The organism is Halobellus sp. GM3 (assembly GCF_052545375.1).
The window spans coordinates 118,791-139,779 of record NZ_JBQWLT010000003.1 but is presented as its reverse complement, the minus strand read 5'-3'; the positions used below and the strand labels follow the sequence as shown (position 1 = coordinate 139,779).

General features: G+C 67.9%; 24 protein-coding genes. 11 read left to right on the top strand and 13 right to left on the bottom strand.

Annotation, left to right across the window (positions count from 1 at the left end; genetic code table 11):
- Window positions 1–2 precede the first annotated feature (2 nt).
- Both ACT3HL_RS06120 and ACT3HL_RS06115 read left to right on the top strand, forming a co-directional pair.
- The gene (locus ACT3HL_RS06120) at window positions 3–788 is read left to right on the top strand and encodes a glucose 1-dehydrogenase (protein ID WP_445085927.1); all 786 of its coding nucleotides are present in this window, start codon (window positions 3–5) and stop codon (window positions 786–788) included.
- On the top strand, window positions 785–1,666 hold the full coding sequence (locus ACT3HL_RS06115; RefSeq protein ID WP_445085926.1) for an electron transfer flavoprotein subunit beta/FixA family protein: 882 nt from the start codon (window positions 785–787) through the stop codon (window positions 1,664–1,666). Before ACT3HL_RS06120 ends, ACT3HL_RS06115 begins: the two co-directional genes overlap by 4 nt.
- Here the strand turns inward: ACT3HL_RS06115 and ACT3HL_RS06110 are convergent.
- From ACT3HL_RS06110 to ACT3HL_RS06085, 6 genes are all read right to left on the bottom strand, one after another.
- Window positions 1,644–3,458: a glycosyltransferase gene (locus ACT3HL_RS06110; RefSeq protein ID WP_445085925.1), complete on the bottom strand. Its 1,815-nt coding sequence runs from the start codon at window positions 3,456–3,458 to the stop codon at window positions 1,644–1,646. The genes ACT3HL_RS06115 and ACT3HL_RS06110 overlap by 23 nt on opposite strands.
- Window positions 3,451–4,410 (bottom strand): mycofactocin radical SAM maturase, encoded by a 960-nt coding sequence (gene mftC, locus ACT3HL_RS06105; protein WP_445085924.1) that lies wholly within the window; start codon window positions 4,408–4,410, stop codon window positions 3,451–3,453. The genes ACT3HL_RS06110 and mftC overlap by 8 nt, the downstream gene beginning before the upstream one ends.
- Window positions 4,400–4,642: a mycofactocin biosynthesis chaperone MftB2 gene (gene mftB2 / locus ACT3HL_RS06100; protein ID WP_445085923.1), complete on the bottom strand. Its 243-nt coding sequence runs from the start codon at window positions 4,640–4,642 to the stop codon at window positions 4,400–4,402. The genes mftC and mftB2 overlap by 11 nt, the downstream gene beginning before the upstream one ends.
- A 1-nt stretch (window position 4,643) precedes the next feature.
- The gene (gene mftA / locus ACT3HL_RS06095) at window positions 4,644–4,793 is read right to left on the bottom strand and encodes a mycofactocin precursor MftA (RefSeq protein ID WP_445085922.1); all 150 of its coding nucleotides are present in this window, start codon (window positions 4,791–4,793) and stop codon (window positions 4,644–4,646) included.
- A gap of 505 nt (window positions 4,794–5,298) precedes the next feature.
- A complete protein-coding gene (locus ACT3HL_RS06090) occupies window positions 5,299–7,203 on the bottom strand; it encodes a serine hydrolase (RefSeq protein ID WP_445085921.1) in 1,905 nt (634 codons plus the stop codon).
- 125 nt (window positions 7,204–7,328) lie between these two features.
- Window positions 7,329–7,841 (bottom strand): tryptophan-rich sensory protein, encoded by a 513-nt coding sequence (locus tag ACT3HL_RS06085; RefSeq protein WP_445085920.1) that lies wholly within the window; start codon window positions 7,839–7,841, stop codon window positions 7,329–7,331.
- 133 nt (window positions 7,842–7,974) lie between these two features.
- Here ACT3HL_RS06085 and ACT3HL_RS06080 point away from each other — a divergent pair, with 133 nt between their 5' ends.
- Window positions 7,975–8,154, top strand: coding sequence for a hypothetical protein (locus ACT3HL_RS06080; protein ID WP_445085919.1), 180 nt, complete (start codon window positions 7,975–7,977; stop codon window positions 8,152–8,154).
- A gap of 30 nt (window positions 8,155–8,184) precedes the next feature.
- Here ACT3HL_RS06080 and dpsA read toward each other — a convergent pair whose 3' ends face one another.
- Together dpsA and ACT3HL_RS06070 are read right to left on the bottom strand one after the other, a co-directional pair.
- Window positions 8,185–8,733: a DNA starvation/stationary phase protection protein DpsA gene (dpsA, locus tag ACT3HL_RS06075; protein WP_445086181.1), complete on the bottom strand. Its 549-nt coding sequence runs from the start codon at window positions 8,731–8,733 to the stop codon at window positions 8,185–8,187.
- A gap of 87 nt (window positions 8,734–8,820) precedes the next feature.
- Window positions 8,821–9,612 carry a GTP cyclohydrolase IIa gene (locus ACT3HL_RS06070; RefSeq protein WP_445085918.1) on the bottom strand — a complete coding sequence of 264 codons (792 nt, stop codon included), beginning with the start codon at window positions 9,610–9,612 and terminating at the stop codon, window positions 8,821–8,823.
- Window positions 9,613–9,761: 149 nt separating this feature from the next.
- Between ACT3HL_RS06070 and ACT3HL_RS06065 the strand changes: the two genes are divergently transcribed.
- Both ACT3HL_RS06065 and ACT3HL_RS06060 read left to right on the top strand, forming a co-directional pair.
- On the top strand, window positions 9,762–10,352 hold the full coding sequence (locus ACT3HL_RS06065; RefSeq protein ID WP_445085917.1) for a DJ-1/PfpI/YhbO family deglycase/protease: 591 nt from the start codon (window positions 9,762–9,764) through the stop codon (window positions 10,350–10,352).
- Between the two features lie 82 nt (window positions 10,353–10,434).
- Window positions 10,435–10,605, top strand: a complete 171-nt coding sequence (locus tag ACT3HL_RS06060) for a hypothetical protein (protein WP_445085916.1) — start codon at window positions 10,435–10,437, stop codon at window positions 10,603–10,605.
- A gap of 113 nt (window positions 10,606–10,718) precedes the next feature.
- Here the strand turns inward: ACT3HL_RS06060 and ACT3HL_RS06055 are convergent, their stop codons facing one another.
- From ACT3HL_RS06055 to ACT3HL_RS06040, 4 genes are all read right to left on the bottom strand, one after another.
- Window positions 10,719–11,117, bottom strand: a complete 399-nt coding sequence (locus ACT3HL_RS06055) for an OsmC family protein (RefSeq protein ID WP_445085915.1) — start codon at window positions 11,115–11,117, stop codon at window positions 10,719–10,721.
- 105 nt (window positions 11,118–11,222) lie between these two features.
- Window positions 11,223–11,855, bottom strand: a complete 633-nt coding sequence (locus tag ACT3HL_RS06050) for a hypothetical protein (RefSeq protein WP_445085914.1) — start codon at window positions 11,853–11,855, stop codon at window positions 11,223–11,225.
- A complete protein-coding gene (locus tag ACT3HL_RS06045) occupies window positions 11,852–12,493 on the bottom strand; it encodes a hypothetical protein (RefSeq protein ID WP_445085913.1) in 642 nt (213 codons plus the stop codon). Before ACT3HL_RS06045 ends, ACT3HL_RS06050 begins: the two co-directional genes overlap by 4 nt.
- Before the next feature lie 146 nt (window positions 12,494–12,639).
- The gene (locus ACT3HL_RS06040) at window positions 12,640–13,356 is read right to left on the bottom strand and encodes a metal-dependent hydrolase (protein WP_445086180.1); all 717 of its coding nucleotides are present in this window, start codon (window positions 13,354–13,356) and stop codon (window positions 12,640–12,642) included.
- Between the two features lie 122 nt (window positions 13,357–13,478).
- On the opposite strand from ACT3HL_RS06040, the gene ACT3HL_RS06035 reads away from it, so the two are divergent.
- Together ACT3HL_RS06035 and ACT3HL_RS06030 are read left to right on the top strand one after the other, a co-directional pair.
- Window positions 13,479–14,156 (top strand): TIGR00266 family protein, encoded by a 678-nt coding sequence (locus ACT3HL_RS06035; RefSeq protein ID WP_445085912.1) that lies wholly within the window; start codon window positions 13,479–13,481, stop codon window positions 14,154–14,156.
- A 35-nt stretch (window positions 14,157–14,191) separates the two neighbouring features.
- Complete coding sequence (locus ACT3HL_RS06030; RefSeq protein ID WP_445085911.1) at window positions 14,192–14,923, top strand: fumarylacetoacetate hydrolase family protein; 732 nt, start codon at window positions 14,192–14,194, stop codon at window positions 14,921–14,923.
- Between the two features lie 22 nt (window positions 14,924–14,945).
- On the opposite strand, the gene ACT3HL_RS06025 is transcribed toward ACT3HL_RS06030, so the two are convergent.
- Complete coding sequence (locus ACT3HL_RS06025) at window positions 14,946–15,710, bottom strand: winged helix-turn-helix transcriptional regulator (protein ID WP_445085910.1); 765 nt, start codon at window positions 15,708–15,710, stop codon at window positions 14,946–14,948.
- Window positions 15,711–15,937: 227 nt separating this feature from the next.
- On the opposite strand from ACT3HL_RS06025, the gene ACT3HL_RS06020 reads away from it, so the two are divergent.
- The 4 genes from ACT3HL_RS06020 (at window position 15,938) to ACT3HL_RS06005 (ending at window position 20,972) form a co-directional block, all read left to right on the top strand.
- Window positions 15,938–16,363, top strand: coding sequence for a universal stress protein (locus ACT3HL_RS06020; RefSeq protein ID WP_445085909.1), 426 nt, complete (start codon window positions 15,938–15,940; stop codon window positions 16,361–16,363).
- A gap of 77 nt (window positions 16,364–16,440) precedes the next feature.
- Window positions 16,441–18,678 (top strand): amino acid permease, encoded by a 2,238-nt coding sequence (locus tag ACT3HL_RS06015; RefSeq protein ID WP_445085908.1) that lies wholly within the window; start codon window positions 16,441–16,443, stop codon window positions 18,676–18,678.
- Between the two features lie 79 nt (window positions 18,679–18,757).
- Window positions 18,758–19,372 carry a gluconate 2-dehydrogenase subunit 3 family protein gene (locus ACT3HL_RS06010; RefSeq protein ID WP_445085907.1) on the top strand — a complete coding sequence of 205 codons (615 nt, stop codon included), beginning with the start codon at window positions 18,758–18,760 and terminating at the stop codon, window positions 19,370–19,372.
- Window positions 19,365–20,972: an FAD-dependent oxidoreductase gene (locus tag ACT3HL_RS06005; protein WP_445085906.1), complete on the top strand. Its 1,608-nt coding sequence runs from the start codon at window positions 19,365–19,367 to the stop codon at window positions 20,970–20,972. The genes ACT3HL_RS06010 and ACT3HL_RS06005 overlap by 8 nt, the downstream gene beginning before the upstream one ends.
- Window positions 20,973–20,989 lie beyond the last annotated feature (17 nt).

The following is a 20,989-nucleotide window of genomic DNA, read 5'->3' as shown; positions in this document are numbered from 1 at the left end:
CGATGCGTCTCGATAACCGAACGGCGATCGTCACGGGCGGCGCGAGCGGGATCGGCGCGGCCACCTGCCGCGTGCTCGGGGGACGCGGGGCGGACGTGGTCGTCGCCGATCTCGACGCGGAGCGCGCCGCGGACGTCGTCGAGGCCATCGAGGCCGATGGAGACGCAGGGAACGCATCGTTCGTCGAGACCGACGTGAGCGACGAGGAGGCGATCAAAGCGATGGTCGACCACGCCGAGGTCGAGTACGGACGGCTCGACGTGCTCGTCAACAACGCCGCCGTCGCCTCCCGTGAGGCAGACGGGCCGGTCACCGAGTTCGCCGACGACGCCTACGACTTCCTCACGGGCGTGAACCTCCGCGGACCGATGTACGCGTGCAAACACGCGATCCCCGCGATGCGGGAGACGGGCGACGGGACCGGGGTCGTCGTCAACAACGCGTCGGTCGCGGCGCTCGTGGCCGAACCGGGGATGGACATCTACACCGCGACGAAGGGCGCGCTGGTGTCGCTCACGCGGTCGATCGCCGTCGAGTACGCGCCGGAGATCCGGGCGAACACCGTCTGTCCGGGCGTCGTCGAGACGCCGATGCTCGAGGAGGCGATCGACGCGGAAGCCGGAGAAACGCCGGGAGAGGGGACGCTCGAACGGATGGTCGCCGAGACGCCGCTCGGGATGGCCGCCCCCGAGGACGTCGGGCGCACGGTCGCGTTCCTCGCGTCCGACGACGCGGCGGCGATCACGGGCGCGACGGTTCCGGTCGACGGGGGGTACACGGCGAAATGAGGGCGCTCGTCACCGCGCGGTCCGAGCCGCACCGCGTCCTCGACGACGACGGCACCGCCGAGCCGTACCGGATGCAGCTCAGTATCGACGACCGCGTGGCGCTGGAAGCCGCGCTCGACGCCGCCGAGGAGGTCGTCGCCGTCGGCGTCGGCGGCGACGACGCGCGGGCGTGCGTCCGGTCCGCGCTCGAACGCGGCGCGGATCGCGGCATCCACGTGCGGTTCGATCCGATCGAGTCGATCGCCGGCGAGAAGTTCGCGACGGCCCTCGCCCGCGTCGCCGCGCGGGAGTCGCCGGACGCGGTGTTCGTCGGCGAGTCGTCGTCGTTCTCGGGGCCCGAGATCGCCGGCCTCGCGGCGGCCCGACTCGACTGGCCGAGCGTGACGCGCGTCACGGAACTCGGCGCGGAGAACCTCGACGCCGACGCGGCCGATCCCGACGCCATCGACGACCGCACCTCCGACACCGACCTCGCCGTCCAGCGAAAGCTCGCGATCGGAAGACAGGAGGTCGTCGTCGCGTCGCTGCCGGTCGTCATCGGCGTCGACGCCGGGTTCGCCGACCCCGACCGCGCGTCGATGGACACCGTCATCGCCGGCCGCCGCGCCGAGATCGAATCGAACGACCTCGCCGATCTCGTCCCCGGGGAGACGCGCTTTTCGATGAGCATCGGCGGCGCCACCGTCGAGCACGTGACCCCAAACGAGCGCTGGGGTCGCGGCCGGCCGCCGCGGACCGGGACCGTCGAAGAGCGCATCTACCGGATGCTCGGACGGGGCGAGGGAGAGACGAGAAGCGCCGGCGAGCGGATCGACGCGCCGCCGGAGGATGCCGCGGACCGCGTCGTCGAGTTCCTCAGGGCGAACGAACTGCTGTGAGTGCGTTCGCGGCCGCGGACACCGCGTTCGCCGTCGCCGCGAGCGCCCCCGTGACCGCCGCCGCTCCGAACCCGACGAGCCGGAACCGGGAGTCCGGACGGAGGTGTGCGACCGTCCGGTGAGCGAGGGCGCCGCGGTAGACGCCGCGCTGGTAGCCGACGTGGTCTGCGAGGTAGTAGGCCGCGTAGGCGACGAACGACGTGTCGGGGGCTGAGATCCGGTACTCGACGGCGAGCGGGAGCGCGGCCGCGACGGCGAGGGCCGCGAGGAGGGCCGCACCGACGGCGTCCGCCCCCTCGATCGACTGGAGACGCCCGGAAGCGACGCCCAGCGCACCGAGGAGCGCGAGCGGGAGAGCGTAGTAGCGGGTGATCTCTCGAGAGAGGGAGTAAGCCGACGAAAGCCGTTCTCGAGCCCAGCTACGGGCGACGTCACCCGCGGTCACTGCGGGAGCGAGTCGACGGTACTGTCGCCAGCGCCGGCGGCCGCCGACAACCGCGGCGACGCCGAGCACCGCGACGACGGAGCCGAGTATCGGAGTCCACGCCGACGTCGCCGCGCCGACGACCGCGAGCGCGACGACAGCGACGAGGGCGGTCGAAACGCCGACGCGGTCCGGCTGTCTCCGGTCGGATCCCGGCCCCTTCTCGGATCCCTGACTCCGGTCGGATCGCTGTTTCCCCCCGCCCACCCCTCCGTCGGGCCCGTACGTCCGCGCGAGCAGCGCCTCCGATGCGCCGTACGCGGTGCGCCGCGCGGCGAACGACCCGAGTCCCGTCCGATACGCGTGCTCGACGGTCCCGGTCGGAACGTAGACGACGTCGTAGCCGGCGTCGATCGCCCGCCAGCACACGTCGACGTCCTCGGCCACGTTACGATCGGGGAAGGGCACGGCCTCGAAGACGCCCCGCCGGCCGACCACGTTCGCGGTGGCGAGATACGGCGTCGCGCCCGCGGGATCGACCCGCGAGGCGTACGGACCCATATCGAGCGAGGAGTTCTCCGCCTCGTACGCGCTCGCCGCGTCCGATCCCGCGGGTCGGATGCGACCCCCCACGACGTGGGCGCCGGCGAGGTACGGTATGAGGTCCGCGAGCCACCGGGGACGCGGTCGGCAGTCGGCGTCGGTGAAGGCGACGATCTCGTTGCTCGCCGCCTCGACGCCGCGGTTCCGGGACGCGCCGATCCCCAGCGGCTCCGACGGCGAGCCGACGGAGACGACGCGCAGGCGCCCCTCCCTCGCGAGTCGGTGCCGTGCGGCCGCCTCGGGCGTGCCGTCGGTCGACCCGTCGTCGACGAGGACCACCTCGACGCTCGAGTACCGAAGCGCCGCCAGCGCGTCCAGACACGCCACGAGGTTCTCGCGGTCGTCGCAGACGGTGACGACGACGGACACCGGCGGGCGGAACGCGGGGTCGCGGCCGGGCCGCCACGCCAGAAGCCCCCGGTCGTGCAACCGCTCACAGAGTGTCGCCACGGCCGTCGGCTTCGCGCCGGTCGCTCGGGAGAGCGACGAGACATCGCGGAACGCCCCCCGGTAGTCGTCGAGCGCGTCGACGACGGCGACGGCGGCGTCGTTGACTCGCGTCGCCGTCAGCGGCCGCGTCGAGATGAGGACGTCCCCGAGGAGTCTGACGCCCTCGCGCAGTCGGTAGCGATCGGCCGGCTCGGACTGCAGCTTCGGGGCGGCGACGTCCGAGCCGGTCGGCTCTGTGGCGTCGACATCGGTTCCGGCCGGCACTGTGGCGGCGACGTCCGATCCGGTCGGCTCCGACGGGGGGCGATCAGTCACCCGAGAGGATCGCGCGGAGCTGCGGGTCCTCGCCGTTCGGGTCCGAGCTCCCCATCGCGACGGCCGGACAGCCCTCGTGGTCGTCGATCCGGCTCCGCAGGTTCGCAATCTCGTCCCACGCCGTCTGGAAGCCGTCCTCGACGACGTTGCCCGAGGCGAGGTGATCCCACTGCGTGAACGCGCAGGGGAACACGTCGCCGGCGGGGTCCACCAGACACGTCATCGAGCCCGCGCCGCACTGCTTGAGCGTGTCGTTTCGGACCTCGCCGAGCGCGTTCAGGTAGAAGAACGAATCCCCCGTCCGGACGTCCGGGCGGTCCTCGAGCCACCCGTGGAGGTACCGGATCTGGTCGGCTTCGAGGCGGAACTCCTCCCATGCGTCCTCCCCGCGACCGCTCGGTCGGAACCGGTTCAATCGCAGGCCGGCGCCGTGCGACTCGGCGAGGTCGTAGATCTTCGGGAGGTCATAGACGTTCTGGCGGGTGACGACCGTGTTGACTGTCGTGCCGATGTCCCGGTCCTCGAGGCGGCCGAGCGCGTCGACGACCTGCTCGTAGACGCCCTCGCCTCGGATGGCGTCGTTCTCAGCGCGCAGCCCGTCCATACTCACTTGGAGGAACAGCGGGTCCATCGCCTCGACGCGATCGAGCGTCGCCTCGTCGAGTTGGGTCCCGTTCGTGCTCACGCACGTCGAGATGTCCCGTTCGGTGAGCTCCTCGAGCAGTTCCAGCATATCCGGGCGGACGAACGGCTCGCCGCCGCCGATGTTCACCTGGAAGACGTCCATCTCGTCGAGTTCGTCGATGAACGACTTCGCCTCTGTCGTACTCAGCTCGTTCGGGAGCTGGTGGCCGGGGCCGCTGCCCGAGAGGCAGTGATCGCAGTGGAGGTTACAGCCGAGCGTCACCTCCCACGTGATCGTGACGGGTGCCGAGAGCGGGTCACTCGCCATCGACGAGCACCCCGCGTTCGAGCAGCGACTCGACGACGGCGGGCGAGAACTCGGCCTCGACCGCCTCGCGCGGTCTGCCGCCGTCGACGAACTCGAGTACCTCGAGGACGGTGTCACTGACGGCGTACAGCGAGGCGTCCTCGTAGCCGTAGTTCTCGTGGTCGTAGACGAGTCCGCCGTCCGCCTCCCGTCGGTACTTGACGTGTGCGGGCTTCGAGACGGTCGCGGTCATCTCAGTAAACGCCGCAGATGCCGTCGATCCGCAGTTCCTCCTCGAAGAGGTCCTCGTCGATGTCTGGATCGGCGGCTTCGGCGTTTGTGTCAGCGGGGGTCGAATCGGGTTCCGTCGCGGGGCCGGCGTCCGTGTCTGCTGACTGTGACATACAATATCACTATCCCGTCGTGTGTACAAATACGTTTGGATGGGTTGACAGAACAGCACCGGTTCCGTATTTCGGGAACCAGTGCATACTTTTCACCGGCTTCGCCCAAGCCGACGTATGGATCCGGCACGGAGCAGCATCGGCGGCGGCGTTGCAGCCACCGCCGTACTCTTGGTGTTCCTCCTCGGAGCCGACGCCCTTCTGGCGGGGACCATCTGTTCGTGTACGATACGTTTACTATATGAATACTCACAAGTAGTGGCACATATACTAAAACTAGATAGAAATATGCTATCTCACAATCTTGGAGACAGAAAATTGTTTTATATTCATCATACCTGTTTTTCGTAGGTCCGTGAAATAGTGGGGATAGATGTGTAGGAAAGCCACCCGCATATTTTAAATAATAAAATAAGAAAACATAAATTATTTCGTATACTTTTGGAGAGGACCGTATCGAGGGGCCCGAGGCCACGCCACTATCGCGGGCGGGGAGATGCCCACCTCAGAGCGGGACGGCGAGGAGGTTCCAGAACCAGCAGAGACCGCAGAGAACAGCGGTCCCCGCGGTGACCAGCGTGAGGTGGGCGCGTGCGCGGAGTCGCCATCGCCCCCGGTACCACGAATCGAGAACGGCGCCGGCGGCCGCGACCGACAGCGCGGCGGCGACACCCGGAAGCGAGAACAGGAGATCGAACCCCGGCGGAGGGCTGTAGAGCCACCGCTCCGTGACGCCGTACAGCCCGATGAAGCCGAACGAGAGCAGCAGCACCGCTGTCGCTCCGGCGACCCACCGCCAGCGCGTGAGCGCTTCGTCGGGCGATCCCTCGTCGCGGTAGCGTCGCCGGCCAGCGGCGAGCGGCCAGCCGATCGCACCCGAGAGGGAGAGCACCCCCGAGAGAAGCCCGAGCGGGCCGTGGAAACGACCCTGCGCGTACCACGGCACCGATTCCAGCGGCGACCGCGGGTCGCTGGCGAAGAAGAGGTACCGCTCGCCGCGCTCGGTCGTCTCGACCACGAGCGTGTCGGCGCCGTCGGCCCGCCGAAACACGAGCGGGTCGGTTTCGACCCACCGGTGAACCGTCCCGGCGCGTTCGGTGAGCAGTGTCCCGTCTCCGGCAATCCGAACGCTGGTGGCCGGTCGCGTGATCCCGTAGAGCGCTTTCTCGAACGACTCGGTGTCGGTCACGAGGCGCGACCGGTAGCGGCCGGTGAGCGAGTCGGCCCGAGTGGGCCGCCTCCCCCGCGTTGCCTCCGGTTCGCTCACCGGTGCGGCGTGCCGGAGGAAGGCGTCGGTGGCGGCCGCCTGCACCTCGTCTGCCTCCGCACCGTGGGCCGACACGAACAGCCCGAGTCCCCCCTCGGGGAGGATTCGGAGATCCGTGCTGAAGTCCGGAACCCCGCCGTGGTGGCCGACGACGAGCGTCCCGTCGCGTCGCTGCCGCTCCATTCCGAAGGCGGCCCCGGCGAGTCGCTCGTGGGGGGTGTGCCACTGCCGGTGCAGTTCCGCGACTGCCTCGGGGGAGAGGATTCGGCCGTCGCCGGCCGCGCCGTCGCCCGCGAGCGCACGCAGGAGTTTCGCCATATCGGCCGCGGTGGCCGACATTCCCGACGCCGGGGACATCTCGGAGTACCAGCCCACCTCCGCCGCGGCGTCGGTCCGCCCCCCGACGAGCCCCGTCGGTAGCGGCTCGAACGTGCTCTCGTCCATCCCGAGCGGGTCGAAGACCAGTCGGTCGGCGGCGGACGCGAAGTCGGTCCCGAGGACGTCCGCGACGAGCTGTCCGGCGAGCCCGGCGTTGTAGTTCGTGTACAGAGGACGGTCCCCCGGCGGCTGGACGCGCGCCGGGTCGTTCGCGCGGAGGGCCTCGGGGAGGGGACGGATGGCCTCGGGATCGACGGCGACCTGACCCGGAAAGCGCTGTTCGAACCCCGCGGTGTGCGTCGCGAGGTGCGCGAGCGTTACCGGCGCGTCGTACGCGTCCGCGTCCGGAACCGAAACGGATTCGAGGCGTTCGGCGACCGGACCGTGCGGATCGATCTCGCCGGCGTCGACGAGTCCCATCGCGGCGACGAAGGGGATGACCTTCGAGACCGAACCGACGCGAAACAGCGTCCGGTCCGATTCCACCGGCGCCTCGGGGTTTCGATACGCGTGGCCGAAACCCTCGGTGAGAACGGCCTCACCGTCCGCAACGACGGCGACCGTCGCGCCGTCGGCGTCGTATTCGCCCATCGCCCGGTCGATCGCCTCGCGGACGGTTGCGCCGAGTTCTGGGCGTTGGTCCCGCGCGTGTGGCGGCTCTTCGGCGGCCGTCGCCGGACCGGTCATCGCGGTCCCGGCGCCGGCGACGCCGCAGGTCGTCGCCAGGCCGGCGAGGAAACGGCGTCTCGTCGTGGTGGAGGGCATCTGAGAGACACGCACACCGTGTCGTTCGAGGGATATATAGATCGGGTCCGAACCCGGGTGGCGTTCGCGACTGATCGCTCGTCAGATCGCCCAGATCCCTCGCGGCCGGACGAGCGGTCACGACGCTAGTTCAGCACCCAGAACCGGTAGTTGAGATACGTCGCGAACGAGACCCACAGCAGATAGGGCACGAGCAAGAGCCCGGCGCGACGGTCGACGCGATCGAACGCCCACATCGTCGCGACGATGAGCGCCCAGAGGATGAGAATCACGGCGAGGCCTGCACCGAGTCGTCGCATTCCGAAGAACACCGCGGACCACCCCACGTTGAAAGCGAAGTGAACGGCGAACACCCCGAGAGCCAGACGGACGGCGCGGGGAGCGGCGTCCGCGCGACGCCACACCAGCCACAGCGCGGCCCCGAGCGACGCAAAGAGGAGCGTCCAGACGGGACCGAACACCCAGTTCGGCGGCGCGAGCGCGGGGCGCCGCAGCGTCCCGTACCACGCTTCGAGTCCCCCAGCGGTGAACACCGCACCCGACGCGCCGACGATCTCGACGGTCAGAACGGCCACTGCGAGCGCGAGAAGCGGCCGGTCGCGAGGGAGTCGTCTGAGGGCAGACCGCGTGAGGGCCATACGGGTCGGGTCGCAGCGCTGACACAAAAGCGTGCGCCTCAACGGGGCGTGGCTCCCCGCGCGAGGTCCGACCGACGGTCCTATTTTAGGCCAACCAAAACCGTTATATCCGACCGAGCGCCACGTTCCGATAATGGACGGAACCGACGCCGTCGACGTCGACGGAACGACTGGCCCCGAGCGGAACGCAGATTCGACGACTGGGATCTCGGCGCATCACTCCACGCCGGATCGGGTCGTCTTCACGGAGGAGGGAAACAGCGATGGGTGGATCGCACTGGACGCCGACTCGGCGATCCCGCTCCGCCGCTGAGAGCCCGCGTACCGTTTCGCGAAAGAGCGACTACTTCGTCGCCGATTCGAGCGCGAGCGTGTCGTCTTCGAGGTAGTGGTCGAGGTGGTGGGCGGCCTCCTCGACGTCAACGAGGTTCTCGCGGAGGATGTGTGCAGTCGTCGGATCGCCGAGGTTCTCGGCGAGTTCGACGTGATCGCGGAGCTGCTCGATGATGTCTCCGTACATCTCCATATCGTTCCGGAGGGAGGTCCGGATGTCGTAGACGTCTTGGCCCTCGGATTCGACGACCGCGCGCTCGGCGAGTGCGTCCATCCCCGAAACCGGGACGCCGCCGAGCGCCTGCGCGCGTTCGGCGAGTTCGTCTGCGAACTCCTCGGCCTCGGCGGCGGCATCGCCGAGGAAGAGGTGCAGATCCCGGAACTCCGCTCCCGCGACGTTCCAGTGGTGCTTTTTCAGCTGGTGATAGAGGACGTACGTCGACGCGAGGTCCGTGTTCAGCGCGTCGACGATCTGTTCGGCTTTCGACGCATCGAAGCGAAGCGCCTCGCTTCCCTCGATGTCGCCGGCGCGCTGTCGAATGATCTCTTGGGTACTTATTGCACTCTCTAATACGCTCGCCTCGCTCTTAATATTTGCTCGCAGGAAACAATATTTTTACAATCTGAAAATATTCATCTCATTTCCTCAATCTGTCGCGATCTCGACGTCCTCGAGCGGGAGAGTCATCTCGACGGCGGTGCCGCTGTGCCGACACTCCTCGAGGGCGTGTTTGGCCGCCATTCCGGCCGTGTGAGGCGTCTCGGCGGCACTGACGCCGACTTTGAGCTCGACCCCGGCTTCGGATTCGACGTGTTCGATCGAACGGTGATAGTCGTCTGCGTCCATCGCGGGACAGATCGAGATGATGTTGTCGCCGCCGACGAAGAACGAGAGGGCGCCGTGCTCCTCGCGGAGGTAGCGCATCAGCGTCGCATAGCCCTGTTCGATGCGGATGAACGAGTCGAACTCGTTGAGGCGGTCGGTGTATTTCCCGGTCGCGTCGTTGACGTCGAAGTGGGCGATCTGGACGTCGTCGGGGGTCCGCCGGCTCCCGGAGAGGTACTCCCCCGCGAGGACTTCGCGGCGGTCGCCGTCTTGGGCGGATCCAGCGCGCTGGAGCCCCGCAGTCGCAGTTTCGAGCGCTTCGATCGGCGACGCGTCGATCCCCGTCCCGAGGCTGATCGTGACGGGATAGCGGTTGCCGATCGACGCCTGAAGGAGTTCGTGATCGTCGCGGTCGAGGCCGTTGGTGATCGCGACCATGTTGTCGAAGCGGGTGAAAAAGACGTAGCCGTCTCGGCTCCCGACAAACTGCGCCAAGTCGGCAAAGAGCCGCGATTGGAGCGTCTGAAGGTCCATCTCACGGCGGGGTTCCGGCGTCACCGTCCACGGTCCGTAGTTGTCGATCTGCACGAGCGTGAGCTGGGAGTTCGTCACACGTTTCCCGTGGGACCTCGCGTATATCGTTCTTTCCGTATCAGATCGGGTCTCCGTCTCAACTGTGAGACGGACTATCGGAGCGCCCTCTAGTCCCTCACACACAATAGTTATAGATATGGCGAGGGAACCTTTTACGGGGATCCACGATGAGCAAGCACATTCTGATGATCGTCGGCGACTTCGGCGAGGACTACGAGACGATGGTGCCGTATCAGGCGCTCGAGATGGTCGGCCACCGGGTCGACACCGTGTGTCCGGAGAAAGATGCCGGCGATACGATCAAGACCGCGATTCACGACTTCCGCGGCGACCAGACGTACCTCGAAGAACGCGGCCACGACTTCGAGATCAATACGACGTTCGACGAGATCGACCCCGCCGAGTACGACGCGCTCGTCGTACCCGGCGGCCGCGCACCGGAGTATCTCCGGACGTACGACGAGGTCCTCGACGCCGTCCGCCACTTCTTCGAGGCGGATAAGCCGGTCGCGGCGGTCTGTCACGGACCGCAGATACTCGCCGCCGCGGGCGTGCTCGACGGCTACGAGCTGACGGCGTACCCCGCGGTTCGCCCCGAAGTTGAGGCCGCCGGGTGTTCGTGGGTCGACGGCGTCACCGTCGACAGGAACCTCGTCACCGGTCAGGCCTGGCCGGATCACTCCGAGTGGCTCGCGGCGTTTCTCGACCTGCTGGGAACGGAGATCGAGACGGGGCCCCCGGCCGCCGCCGACGACTGATAATCGCGCGCGATCGAACAACACCGCGTTGTGTGGTATCGTCTGACAAAGGTTTATATCGCATCGGGGCCTTTCGGTTTGTATGAACCAACCGAACAGCCCGTACGTCTACTCCGAGGACGTTTCGGAGCCCGCCGAACCGTACGTCTCACACGACGAGGTCGAAGAGCCGGCCCTGCCGGACCCGGAGGGCCGAGACGTGATCATCGCCGACGGACAGGCGATGAGCTATCGGGCGTACCACCGGCGCTGAGAGGGTCTGTTACGGTGTTCCGGACGCCTCGGGGACCCACGGACTGCGGCCGTGGGCCTCGCCTTGCAGTTCTGTGAAACGCCGCGGCCGATTCGAAATCGCGGTCGAAGTCGCTAGAACGCGTCGCCGTGGACGGTCGCGTCGGCTCTGAGTTCCTCGCGGAGCGCGGAGTGGACGTGGCAGATGCCCTCGGCTCGCTCGAGGATCTCCGCGAACGTCTCCTCGTCGAGATCGGCCTCGACGTAGATGTCGAAGCGGATCGCTTCGAGGTCGTCATCGTCGTCGAGGTCGGCGTCGGCGTCGATCTGGATCTTCCCGAGGTCGTCGTGGCCGCGCTGCTGGCCGCCGACCCGGAACGCGGGCAGGAAGCAGGAGGCGTAATCGGCGACGAGTACGGCGTTGGGGTTCGGGCCCTCCTCGTCGAGCGCGTCGATGGTGAGCTCGAAGTCGCCGACCTGGCTGGTGCTCGCGAAGCCGTCCTCGCTGACAGTCGAAGTCTGAATGTCGCTCATTCCGTCCGGATGCACGGGCGCGACGGTTCTAAACCCTTCGAGGGAGAGTTCCGGGTCGCCGCCTTCCCCAGACGGAGTCTGAAGCGTCGCCGGACTGCGGCCGGCCTAGTGGTCACTCTGCGTGAACCGTTCGAGGACGGTCTCGGCGACGCCGCTGAGGTGGACTTGGCCGACGACCGCGACGACGATCGCACCGATCGAGTTGAAGATCACATCGCGGACCGTGTCGTCGAGGCCGTGCTGTGCGAGCGGCATCGTCAGGTTGGTCTCCAGCGCGACGACGTCGAGGCCGAACTCGAACAGCTCCCAGAGGACGCCGAACGCCAGCACCACCACGAGAATGTACGCGAAGGAAAACCGCGTCGGCAGATGGATCTCCTCGACGTGGAGGTCGATCGCGCGGGCGGTCGTATACCCCGCGCCGGCGATCAGCGAGGCGGACGTCGCGTGGGTGAGGTGGTCCCACCAGCCGATCTGTCCGTAGAGCCCCGCCGACCCCAGCGTGTGGAGGAAGACGGCCGTCGTGATCCAGAGCCCGAGCCAGGGATCGAGCGTGAGGTCGTATCTCCGCTCGAGAATGGCGGGGAAGAAGGTGATACAGAGGGCGACAGTGCCGTTCATAACCGCCTTGGGCTGCCCCGCGAGGAGCCCGTAGCCGACGAGCCCGATCAGCACGAGCTGCATGGCGCGAGCGATTCGGCGTTGGTTCCTGAGCGACGGGCGGGGGAGCAGCGTCATCGGCGGATCACCCGCCGGACGATCCGACGCAGCTGCCGACCGCGCCGGCGGAAGTACGCGTCGAACAGCAGGCCGGCCGCGAGACCGGCGGCGGTCACCCAGAGCCACTCGACCATCAGCGCCTCGTTCGTCGTGAGGTAGTCGGTGCCGAGCAGGTGGTCGAAGTACCACCGAACGATCGTCCACGCCGCGACCGACGCCATCGTCGCGAGGACGACAAAGGTGACCGCGAACCAGTGGGTGACCCGAAGCTTCGTGAACGTGTGCAGTTCGACGGTCACGATCAGCGCGAGCCCCGCGACCGAGAGGTACATCGCGAACGTCCCGACGGTCCCCCCGACGAGCGCGCGGACGAGGATCGGTAACAGCGCGAGCACTAACAACTCCCACGGCAGCATCACGCGCCACTCGCGGTGAGCCGCCGGCGGAATGAGGACGACAACTCCCACGGCGGCGACGAAGACCACCCACTGGAAGTCGGTGTCGAGAACGCTCTCGAGAAAGACGACGAGGAGGACGCTAACCTGCAGCCATCCGAGGATCGCGTTGTTCCGGCCGTTCCGAAACAGCCGTTTCAGGATGTCCTCGGGATCGGCGGTGGACAGCGAACGAGACAGCCCCCGCTTTCGATCGCTCATAGTCTCTTTCAGAGAGGTTCGACGGATAAATCCGCCGGCGTCGGTCCGCTCGTTGCGATCGGCGAGGGAGCCCCGAAAAATACGTGGAGAGCACCGATGTCGGGCGACGCGCTCGTCGACCGACGCCGGACGGCGTCAGCCGCGTCTCACTCGAGCGTGAACGACTCGTCGCCGTCGAGGACGTGGACCTCCGCGTCGGAACCGGTGGCTTTCACCTCGCGGACGACGTCGTCGGTGTTGATCTCGATCGGGGGGAACGAATCGTAGTGCATCGGGAAGACGTGATCGACGTCGAGCCAGTCGGCCGCGACGGCCGCCTGCGTCGGTCCCATCGTGAAGTGGTCGCCAACGGGGAGCGCGGCGGCGTCGGGTTCCAGATACGCGCCGATGACGTCTCTCATCTCCGACATCAGGCCGGTGTCGCCGGCGTGGTAGAACGCCGTCGCGTCCGCATCGGACTCCTGCGTGGGCTTTTTGTCGCTGATCACGTAGCCGATCGGAACGCCGAGGCTCCGCTCGTAGCCGGTGTTGAGCCCGTTGGTGTGGTCCGCGCGGTGCATCGTCACGAAGGCGTCGCCGCACTCGACGGTTCCGCCCATGTTCATTCCGATGCTCTCTTCGAACCCGTGTTCGTCCGCCATATACGCGGTCATCTCCGGGACGCCGACGACCGTCGCGTCGGTGAACGCGCCGGCGTCGGCCACGTGATCGGCGTGTCCGTGCGTCAACAACAGGTAGTCGGGCGTCTCGACGTCCGAAGCCGAGAGGGAGGTCTTCGGGTTGTCGAAGAAGGGGTCGATCAGGAAAGTGGTGCCGTCTACGTCGACGTGCCACGTGGAGTGGCCGTGCCAAGTGAGTTCCATCGTCATCGTCCACGTGTGCGTTCTGCGTGATCGACAATAAAGCGTACTGCCGACTCCCGAACAGCAACTGTATTCCCCTAGTCAGTGATCACGTATATTGTCTCGGGCGACGTCGACCCGATATGGATCACGACATCGAGTATCAGCCGTCGTTCGCCCTGCTCACCGTCTCGCTCGACGCCGGCGAGTCGATCCGCGCGGAGGCGGGCGCGATGGTCGCGCACGACGCGACCGTCGAGATCGAGACCGCCGCCACCGGCGGGTTCCTCTCCTCGATCAAGCGCTCTCTCGGCGGCGAGAGCTTCTTTCAGAACACCTTCGAGGCGACGGCGGCGGGCGAGGTGCAGTTCGCCCCGCCGCTGCCCGGCGACGTCACGCACCTCGACCTCCGCGGGGAAACGGTGTACGTCCAGTCGGGCTCGTACCTCGCGGGCGCGACCGATCTCGACGTCGACACCGAATTCGGCGGCGGGAAGACGTTCTTCGGCGGCGAAGGGCTGTTCCTCCTCCGCGTGCGCGGGAGCGGCCCGCTGTTTCTGTCGAGCTACGGTGCGATCCACGCGGTCGACGTCGCCGCGGAGTCGCCCTTCGTCGTCGACACGGGCCACATCGTCGCATTCGAGGAGTCGCTGACGTACTCGGTCCGGCGCGTCGGCGGCCTGAAGTCGACGCTCACGAGCGGCGAGGGGCTGGTCTGTGAGTTCTCCGGCGACGGGACGGTCTGGCTCCAGTCGCGGAGCCCGGACGCGTTCGTCGCGTGGCTCACCCCGCAGTTGCCGACCCAGTCGAACTCGGGATAGAAAGAACGAAACACCGCGGCAACGAGAAGACCGATATGCACACTGTCAGATTCAGAGATCCCGCGGGATCGGTCCGAACAGGCGAGTGGCACGGCGACGAAGTCTCCTTCGGCGGCGAGCGATACGACATCGAGGAGGTCGACGTGCTCCCGCCCTCGGAGCCGACGAAGATCGTCTGCATCGGCCGCAACTACGCCGATCACGCCGCGGAGATGGACAACGAGATCCCGGATCGACCGCTGCTCTTCCTGAAGCCCCCGAACGCGCTGGCGAGCCACGGCGACACCGTGACGCTGCCCGCCGGCAAGGAGCGGATCGACCACGAGGCCGAGATCGCCGTGGTGATCGGAGCGCAGGCGCGGAACGTCGACGCCGAGGACGCGATGGACTACGTCGCTGGCTTCACCTGCCTGAACGACCTCTCGAACCGCGACGACCAGCGAAAGGAGACCAACTGGGTCCGCGGGAAGGCCTTCGACAACGCCGCGCCGATCGGCCCGGTGCTCGCGACGCCCGACGAGGTCCCTGAGGACGCCGCCATCGAACTCCGCGTGAACGGCGAGACGCGACAGTCCTCCTCGCGCGAGCACTTGGCGTTCAGCGTCCCGGACCTCATCGAGGAGATCACGACGTACCTGACGCTCGAACCCGGCGACGTCATCGCGACGGGGACGCCCGCGGGGGTCTCACCGCTCGAAGACGGCGATCACATCGAGGTCGAACTCGAGGGCGTCGGCGTCCTCGAACACGACGTGCGGATCCCGTAGCGGCCGAGGTTCGGCAGACGGGCTACCGCTGTTCCGACGGCACGTCGTCGGCGACGAACGCCTCGAGGACGCGTTCGGTCTCGCCGCTGCGGGACAGCACAGTCACGATGTCGTCCGATCGGATCACGGTCGTCCCGTGCGGCGTCAGCACCTGATCGCCGCGTTCGATCGCGATGACGAGCGAGTCATCGTCGAGGACGCCGTTCCGCACGGCCGCTTCGAGCGTCTGGTCGACGATGGGCGCGTCCGCCTGCACGGTGACGTCGACGACGTTGGCGTCGCCGGCGAGGCTGATGAAGTCCGTGGGCTCGCTCGCCGGCGGCTGTTCGTCGGGACCGAACGAGCCGTACGGGTGATCGCTTTCGGCCTCGACGAGTGTCTCGTCTTCGATCTCGATACCCAGTTTCGACAGCGCTCGCGTAATCCGCCGGAGGGCCTCGGTATCCGCGCCGACGGCCATAATGTGGAGGTTCCGGCGGCCGGTCATCAGCTCACGGACGTTGATCACGCCGGGGATGGCCCCGGCATCCCGCGCGAGGGCCTTCCGCTCGGAGACCGGCGCGTTGCACACGTAGAGATTCGTCAGATGTCCCTCCGCCTGCTCGAAGTCGACCCCGGCGGTGTACCCGCGGATGACGTCGCGGTCTTCCAGTTGGGCGATACGGTTCCGGATCGTCCCCGGAGAGACGTTCACCGCGTCTGCGATCGTCGGGGCGGACGTGTTCCGCGCGTCGCGCATCAGTTCGTAGATGATGCGGCGATCAATCTCGTCGAGTCGGTACTCCATACGAGGCATAGGTCACGGTCACGGTTTATATGTGATCGCTCGCGGACGCGGCTGATCCCAACTATGGATAACGAATCCCCATTTTTTGTAGCCATTAATTACGGTATCCGCAAAGCTACCGGAAATATTATCTGTACGGGCTGGGGACCGACGAGTATGAACCGACTCACGAGCGACTCCCGGAACCGTCCGACGATTGCTTCGGCCGACCACCACGGGAGAAAGTGATGGCGATCTTCGATCACGTGCTCGTCCCGATCGCGAGCGAGGAGGACGCCGTCGCTACCAGCGAGGCGCTGCGTCCGTACCTGGTGGAGATCGAGCGCGTCACCGCACTGCACGTCATCGAAAAGGGCGGCGGCACCGTCGACAAAGCGCCGATCGGGAAACGGCGGGAGGATGCGGCGGAGTTCCTCGCGATCGTCGATTCGCGTCTCGGCGGCGACGTCGCCGTCGACACGCGAACGGGATTCGGCACGAGCGTCGTCGAGACGATATTCGACGAGGCCACGGACGCGGGGGCGACGGCCGTCGCGTTCCGACCGCGCGGTGGCAGCCGCATCGTCCGTCTGCTGTCGGGTGACACTGCGACGCGGCTGGTGCTCGATCCGGGCGTTCCGGTCGTCGCGCTGCCGGACCCGGAGGAGTCGTAGATGTCCGCGCCGGGGCGTGATCCGACGGCGCTCGCTCGCCGGTGTGACGTCGAATTCGCGGTTCGGGGGGCAACGCTGTGAGCGACGAGGAGCTCGCGAAGGACCTCGGGCTGGTCTCGGCGATGACGATCGGCATCGGGACGATGATCGGCGCCGGGATCTTCGTCCTCCCGGGCGTCGCAGCGAGAGCGGCCGGGCCAGTCGTCGTCGTCTCGTTCGTCGTCGGCGGCGTGATCGCGATGGTCAACGCGCTTTCGATCTCTGAGCTCGGGACGGCGATGCCGAAAGCCGGCGGCGGGTACTACTTCGTGAACCGGGCGCTGGGGCCGCTCTTCGGCTCGATCGCCGGGCTCGGTGACTGGATGGGGCTCGCGTTCGCGTCGGCGTTCTACAGCATCGGCTTCGGGCAGTACCTCGCGACGCTCGCGCCCGTCCCCGGCGCGTTCATCCTCACCGACGTCCAAGTCGGGGCACTGGTCGCCGGCGCGGCGTTCGTATTCGTCAACTACGTCGGCGCGAAGGAGACCGGCGGCGTCCAGACGGTGATCGTCTCCGCGCTGCTCGTGATTCTCACCCTCTTTGCGATCCAAGGCTGGCTCTCGTTCGACTTCGGCACGCTCACCGGCGACGGCGGACTGGCGCCGATGGGATACGGAGCGATACTCCCGGGAACGGCGCTCGTGTTCGTGTCCTTCCTCGGGTACGCGAAGATCGCGACGGTCGCAGAGGAGTTGAAGAACCCCGGCCGGAACCTCCCGATCGCGATCATCGGCAGCGTCGCGATCGTCACGGTCACCTACGCCATCCTCGTGAGCATTATGCTCGGCGTCGTGCCGTGGCCAGAACTGAGTCAGAGCGCCCCCCTCACGCAGGCGACCGAGGTGGCGTTCGCCGGCGGGTTTGCCGGCGTGGCGGTCACGGTCGTGACCGCGGGCGCGCTGCTCGCGACGGCCTCCAGTGCGAACGCCTCGATCCTCGCGTCGGCGCGGATCAACTTCGCGATGGGCCGCGACAGGATCGTCACCGACTGGCTCAACGAGATCCACCCGCAGTTCGCCACGCCCTACCGGTCGATCCTCGTCACCGGCGCGATGATCATCGTCTTCATCGCGATCCTCGGTCAGGACATCGAGGTGCTCTCGAAGGCCGCCAGCGTGCTTCACCTCGTCGTGTACGCGCTGATGAACGCGGCGCTCATCGTCTTCCGCGAGACGGACGCGCCCGACTACGACCCCGACTTCACCGTTCCCCTGTACCCCTTCACGCCGATCGTCGGGATGGTGCTCTCGCTCGGCCTCCTCGCCTTCGTCGGCACGCGGGAACTCGCGCTGTCGGGCGTGTTCGTCGTCGGCGCAGTCGTGTGGTACTTCGCGTACGCACGGGGGAACACCAGCAGCGAAGGACTCCTCTCGGGGTACATCAGATCGCGGAGCGAGCAGATTCCGACTCCGGTCGTCGACGCCGCCGAAACCGTCGCTCCGAACGGCGAGGGGCAGACGGGTCCGACCGTGATGGTCGCCCTCTCGAATCCGCGGACCGAGCGGCCACTGGTGACGCTTGCAGGCGCACTCGCGAAAGTCACGGACGGGCGCGTCCTCGTGACGCACGTCGTGCAGGTCCCGGACCAGACGTCGCTGGCGGCCGCGGCCGAGCGGCGGGATCAGATCGCCGCGGAGTCCGAACAGCTACTGGAGGACGGCCGTGCGGACGCCGAGTCGTTCGGCGTCCCCGTGGAGACGCGGACGATCCTCTCACATCAAGGGATCGCTGAAGTCTTCGAGGCCGCGCGGGAACACGACGTCGGCACGCTCGTGATGGGCTACGGCGGCGCGCGGCTGGGCGGCGGCCGCGCGGAGGGCGCGCTCGCTGGCGATCCGCCGTGCGACGTCCTCGTGCTCAACGAGCGGGAGTTCGATCCGTCTCGGATCCTGCTCCCCACCGCGGGCGGCTACTCGTCAGACCTCTCGGCGGAGGTCGCCCGCGCGCTTCGAGACAGACTCGACGCCGAGGTCGCGGTCCTGTACGTCGCCGAGGAGGACGTCGACGCCGGTCGGGAGTTCATCTCGGAGTGGGCGACAGAGCGCGGGCTCGATGACGCCGAACTACTGGTCGAGACGGGCGAGGTGGAAGACGCCATCGAACGCGCGGCCGCCGACCGAACACTCGTCGTTGTCGGTGCGACCGAGGAGGGACTGCTCTCTCGCGTGGTCCGCGGCTCCCTCGCGCTCTCGATTCTCGAGGACCTCGACACCTCGGTACTGCTGGCAGAGCGACCAAGAGCCCGCTCGCTGCGCGAGCGTCTGTTCGGCCGATAGATCCACGGTTCCCGACTCGGCTCCGTCCGAGCCGGTCCGAAGGGCAACCCCTAAGTTTAGGCCTGCCTAATTCTCGGGCGTGAAGCTGACGCGACGGGACGCGCTGGCGGCGCTGTCGGCCGCGGGGGCGGCGGTCGGCGGGGGCGTGATCGCCGGCGGACTCGAGCCGCCGCGGGCGGACGCCGGGACGGCGGCCGTCGAGACGGGTCCGTCCGCGACGCCGTCGCTGTCGACGGACCTCCTCGACCTGTTGGACGCGGTCGCCGAGGTGGTCTACCCGTCAGGTGTCGAGGGCCGCCGCGCGTTCGTCGAGTCGTACGTTCTGGGGCGAACCGAGGACCGACCGGCTTACCGCGAGGGGCTCCGCGAAGCTGCGGCCCAGCTCGACGCCGTCGCTCGCGACTGGCGCGGCGCGCCGTTCGCGGAGCTCGAACCCGACGCCCGCGACCGGCTGCTCCGGGATCTCGGCGTCGAAACCGCCGATCCCGACGCGGAGGGACCGATCACCGAACGGATCCGTTTCTACCTCGTCAACGACCTGCTTTTCGCCTTCTACTCGTCGCCGACGGGCGGCCGACTCGTCGGAATCGAGAACCCGATCGGCCACCCCGGCGGGACCGAGAGCTACCGACGGGCGTCGATGACAGACGACGTGGAAGCCGGCGGTGAGGACGGGGGTGACAGCGATGGCTGACGACGGGGGTGTCGGCGACGACCGTGACCGAACGCCCTCGCCGCGGGCGGACGTCTGCGTCGTCGGCTCGGGACCGGCGGGGGCGCTCGTCGCACACCGCCTCGCAGAGCGCGGCGCGGACGTCGTCGTCCTCGAGGCCGGGCCGCGCTTCGAGTTCTCCCGGCGCGCCGAGCAGCAGGAGCAACACATCCGTCCCGGAACGGGCGACCCGTGGGAGATGGGCGGTCCACGCGACGCCTACAGCAGCCCCGGGCGGCACTACCCGCTGAACGCCGCGCGGGTGAAGGGCGTCGGCGGCTCGACGCTCCACTGGCAGGGGATGGTGATGCGGCTCCACGAGCGCGACTTCGAGATGCGGTCGCGGTTCGGCGTCGGCGCGGACTGGCCGATCGGGTACGACGACCTCCGCCCCTACTACGCCGCGGCCGAGCGGTCCCTCGGCGTCGCGGGTGCGATGGACAATCCATACGCGCCACCGCGCGAGGAGCCGTTCCCGCTGACCGCGTTTCCGCCCTCCTATTCGGACTCGCTCTTCGCTTCGGCCTGCGAGCGTCTGCAGATCGATATGCACTCGGTGCCGAACGCGCGCAACTCCGAGCCCTACGACGGTCGCGCGGCCTGCCAGGGGTACGGGACGTGCCGACCGGTCTGTCCCTCCGGGGCGAAGTACACCGCCGAATCGCACGTCGCGAAAGCGGAGTCGGCGGGCGCGCGAGTGATCGACCGCGCGCCCGTCCAGCGTCTCGAACACGACGACGCGGGCGAGACAGTCGAGGCCGCGGTCTATGCGACGCCGGACGGGACCGAGCACCGGCAGACGGCCCGGCGGTTCGTCCTCGCCTGCGGCGGCGTCGAGAACGCGCGGCTGCTGTTGCTCTCGGACTCCGAGCGGTACCCCGACGGGTTGGCGAACTCCTCGGGCGCCGTCGGCCGGTTCTTTATGGATCACCTCTTCGCCGGCGCCGGCGGCCGCCTCGACGAACCGACGCGGCAGAACCACGTCGGCTTCATCACCAGCGAGTGCCACCAGTTCTACGACGACGCCGACCCCGTCGAAGGACTGAAACTGGAGTTTCTCAACTACGCGGGGCCGTCGCCGGTGATAGAGGCGCTCGACGCCGACACGTGGGGCGACGACCTGCTCTCTCGCCTCCGTGACTCCTACGGGACGCACGTCGCGATGGGCGGACTGGTCGAGCAGATACCCGACGCCGACAACCGGATCACGCTCGATCCGGACCGCCGCGACGATCACGGCAACCCCGTCCCGCGGATCGAGTGGTCGCTCGCCGACCGGACGAAGCGCGCGATCCGTCGGGCGAACGAGATCCAACACGCGATCCTCGAGGAACTCGGTGCGGACGTGGAGTGGACGGTCGGCCCCGACGCTACCGGACCGGCGTACCACCAGATGGGGACCACCCGGATGGGCGAGGATCCGAACGAGAGCGTCGTCGACGCCGACTCTCGGACACACGACCTCTCGAACCTCTGGGTCGTCGGCTCCTCGACGTTCCCCACCGGCGGCGCGATGAACCCAACGCTCACGATCGCGGCGCTGTCGCTCCGCGCGGCTGAGGCGCTGGAATCGTCGCTATAGCGCTCTCGCTGCGTTTC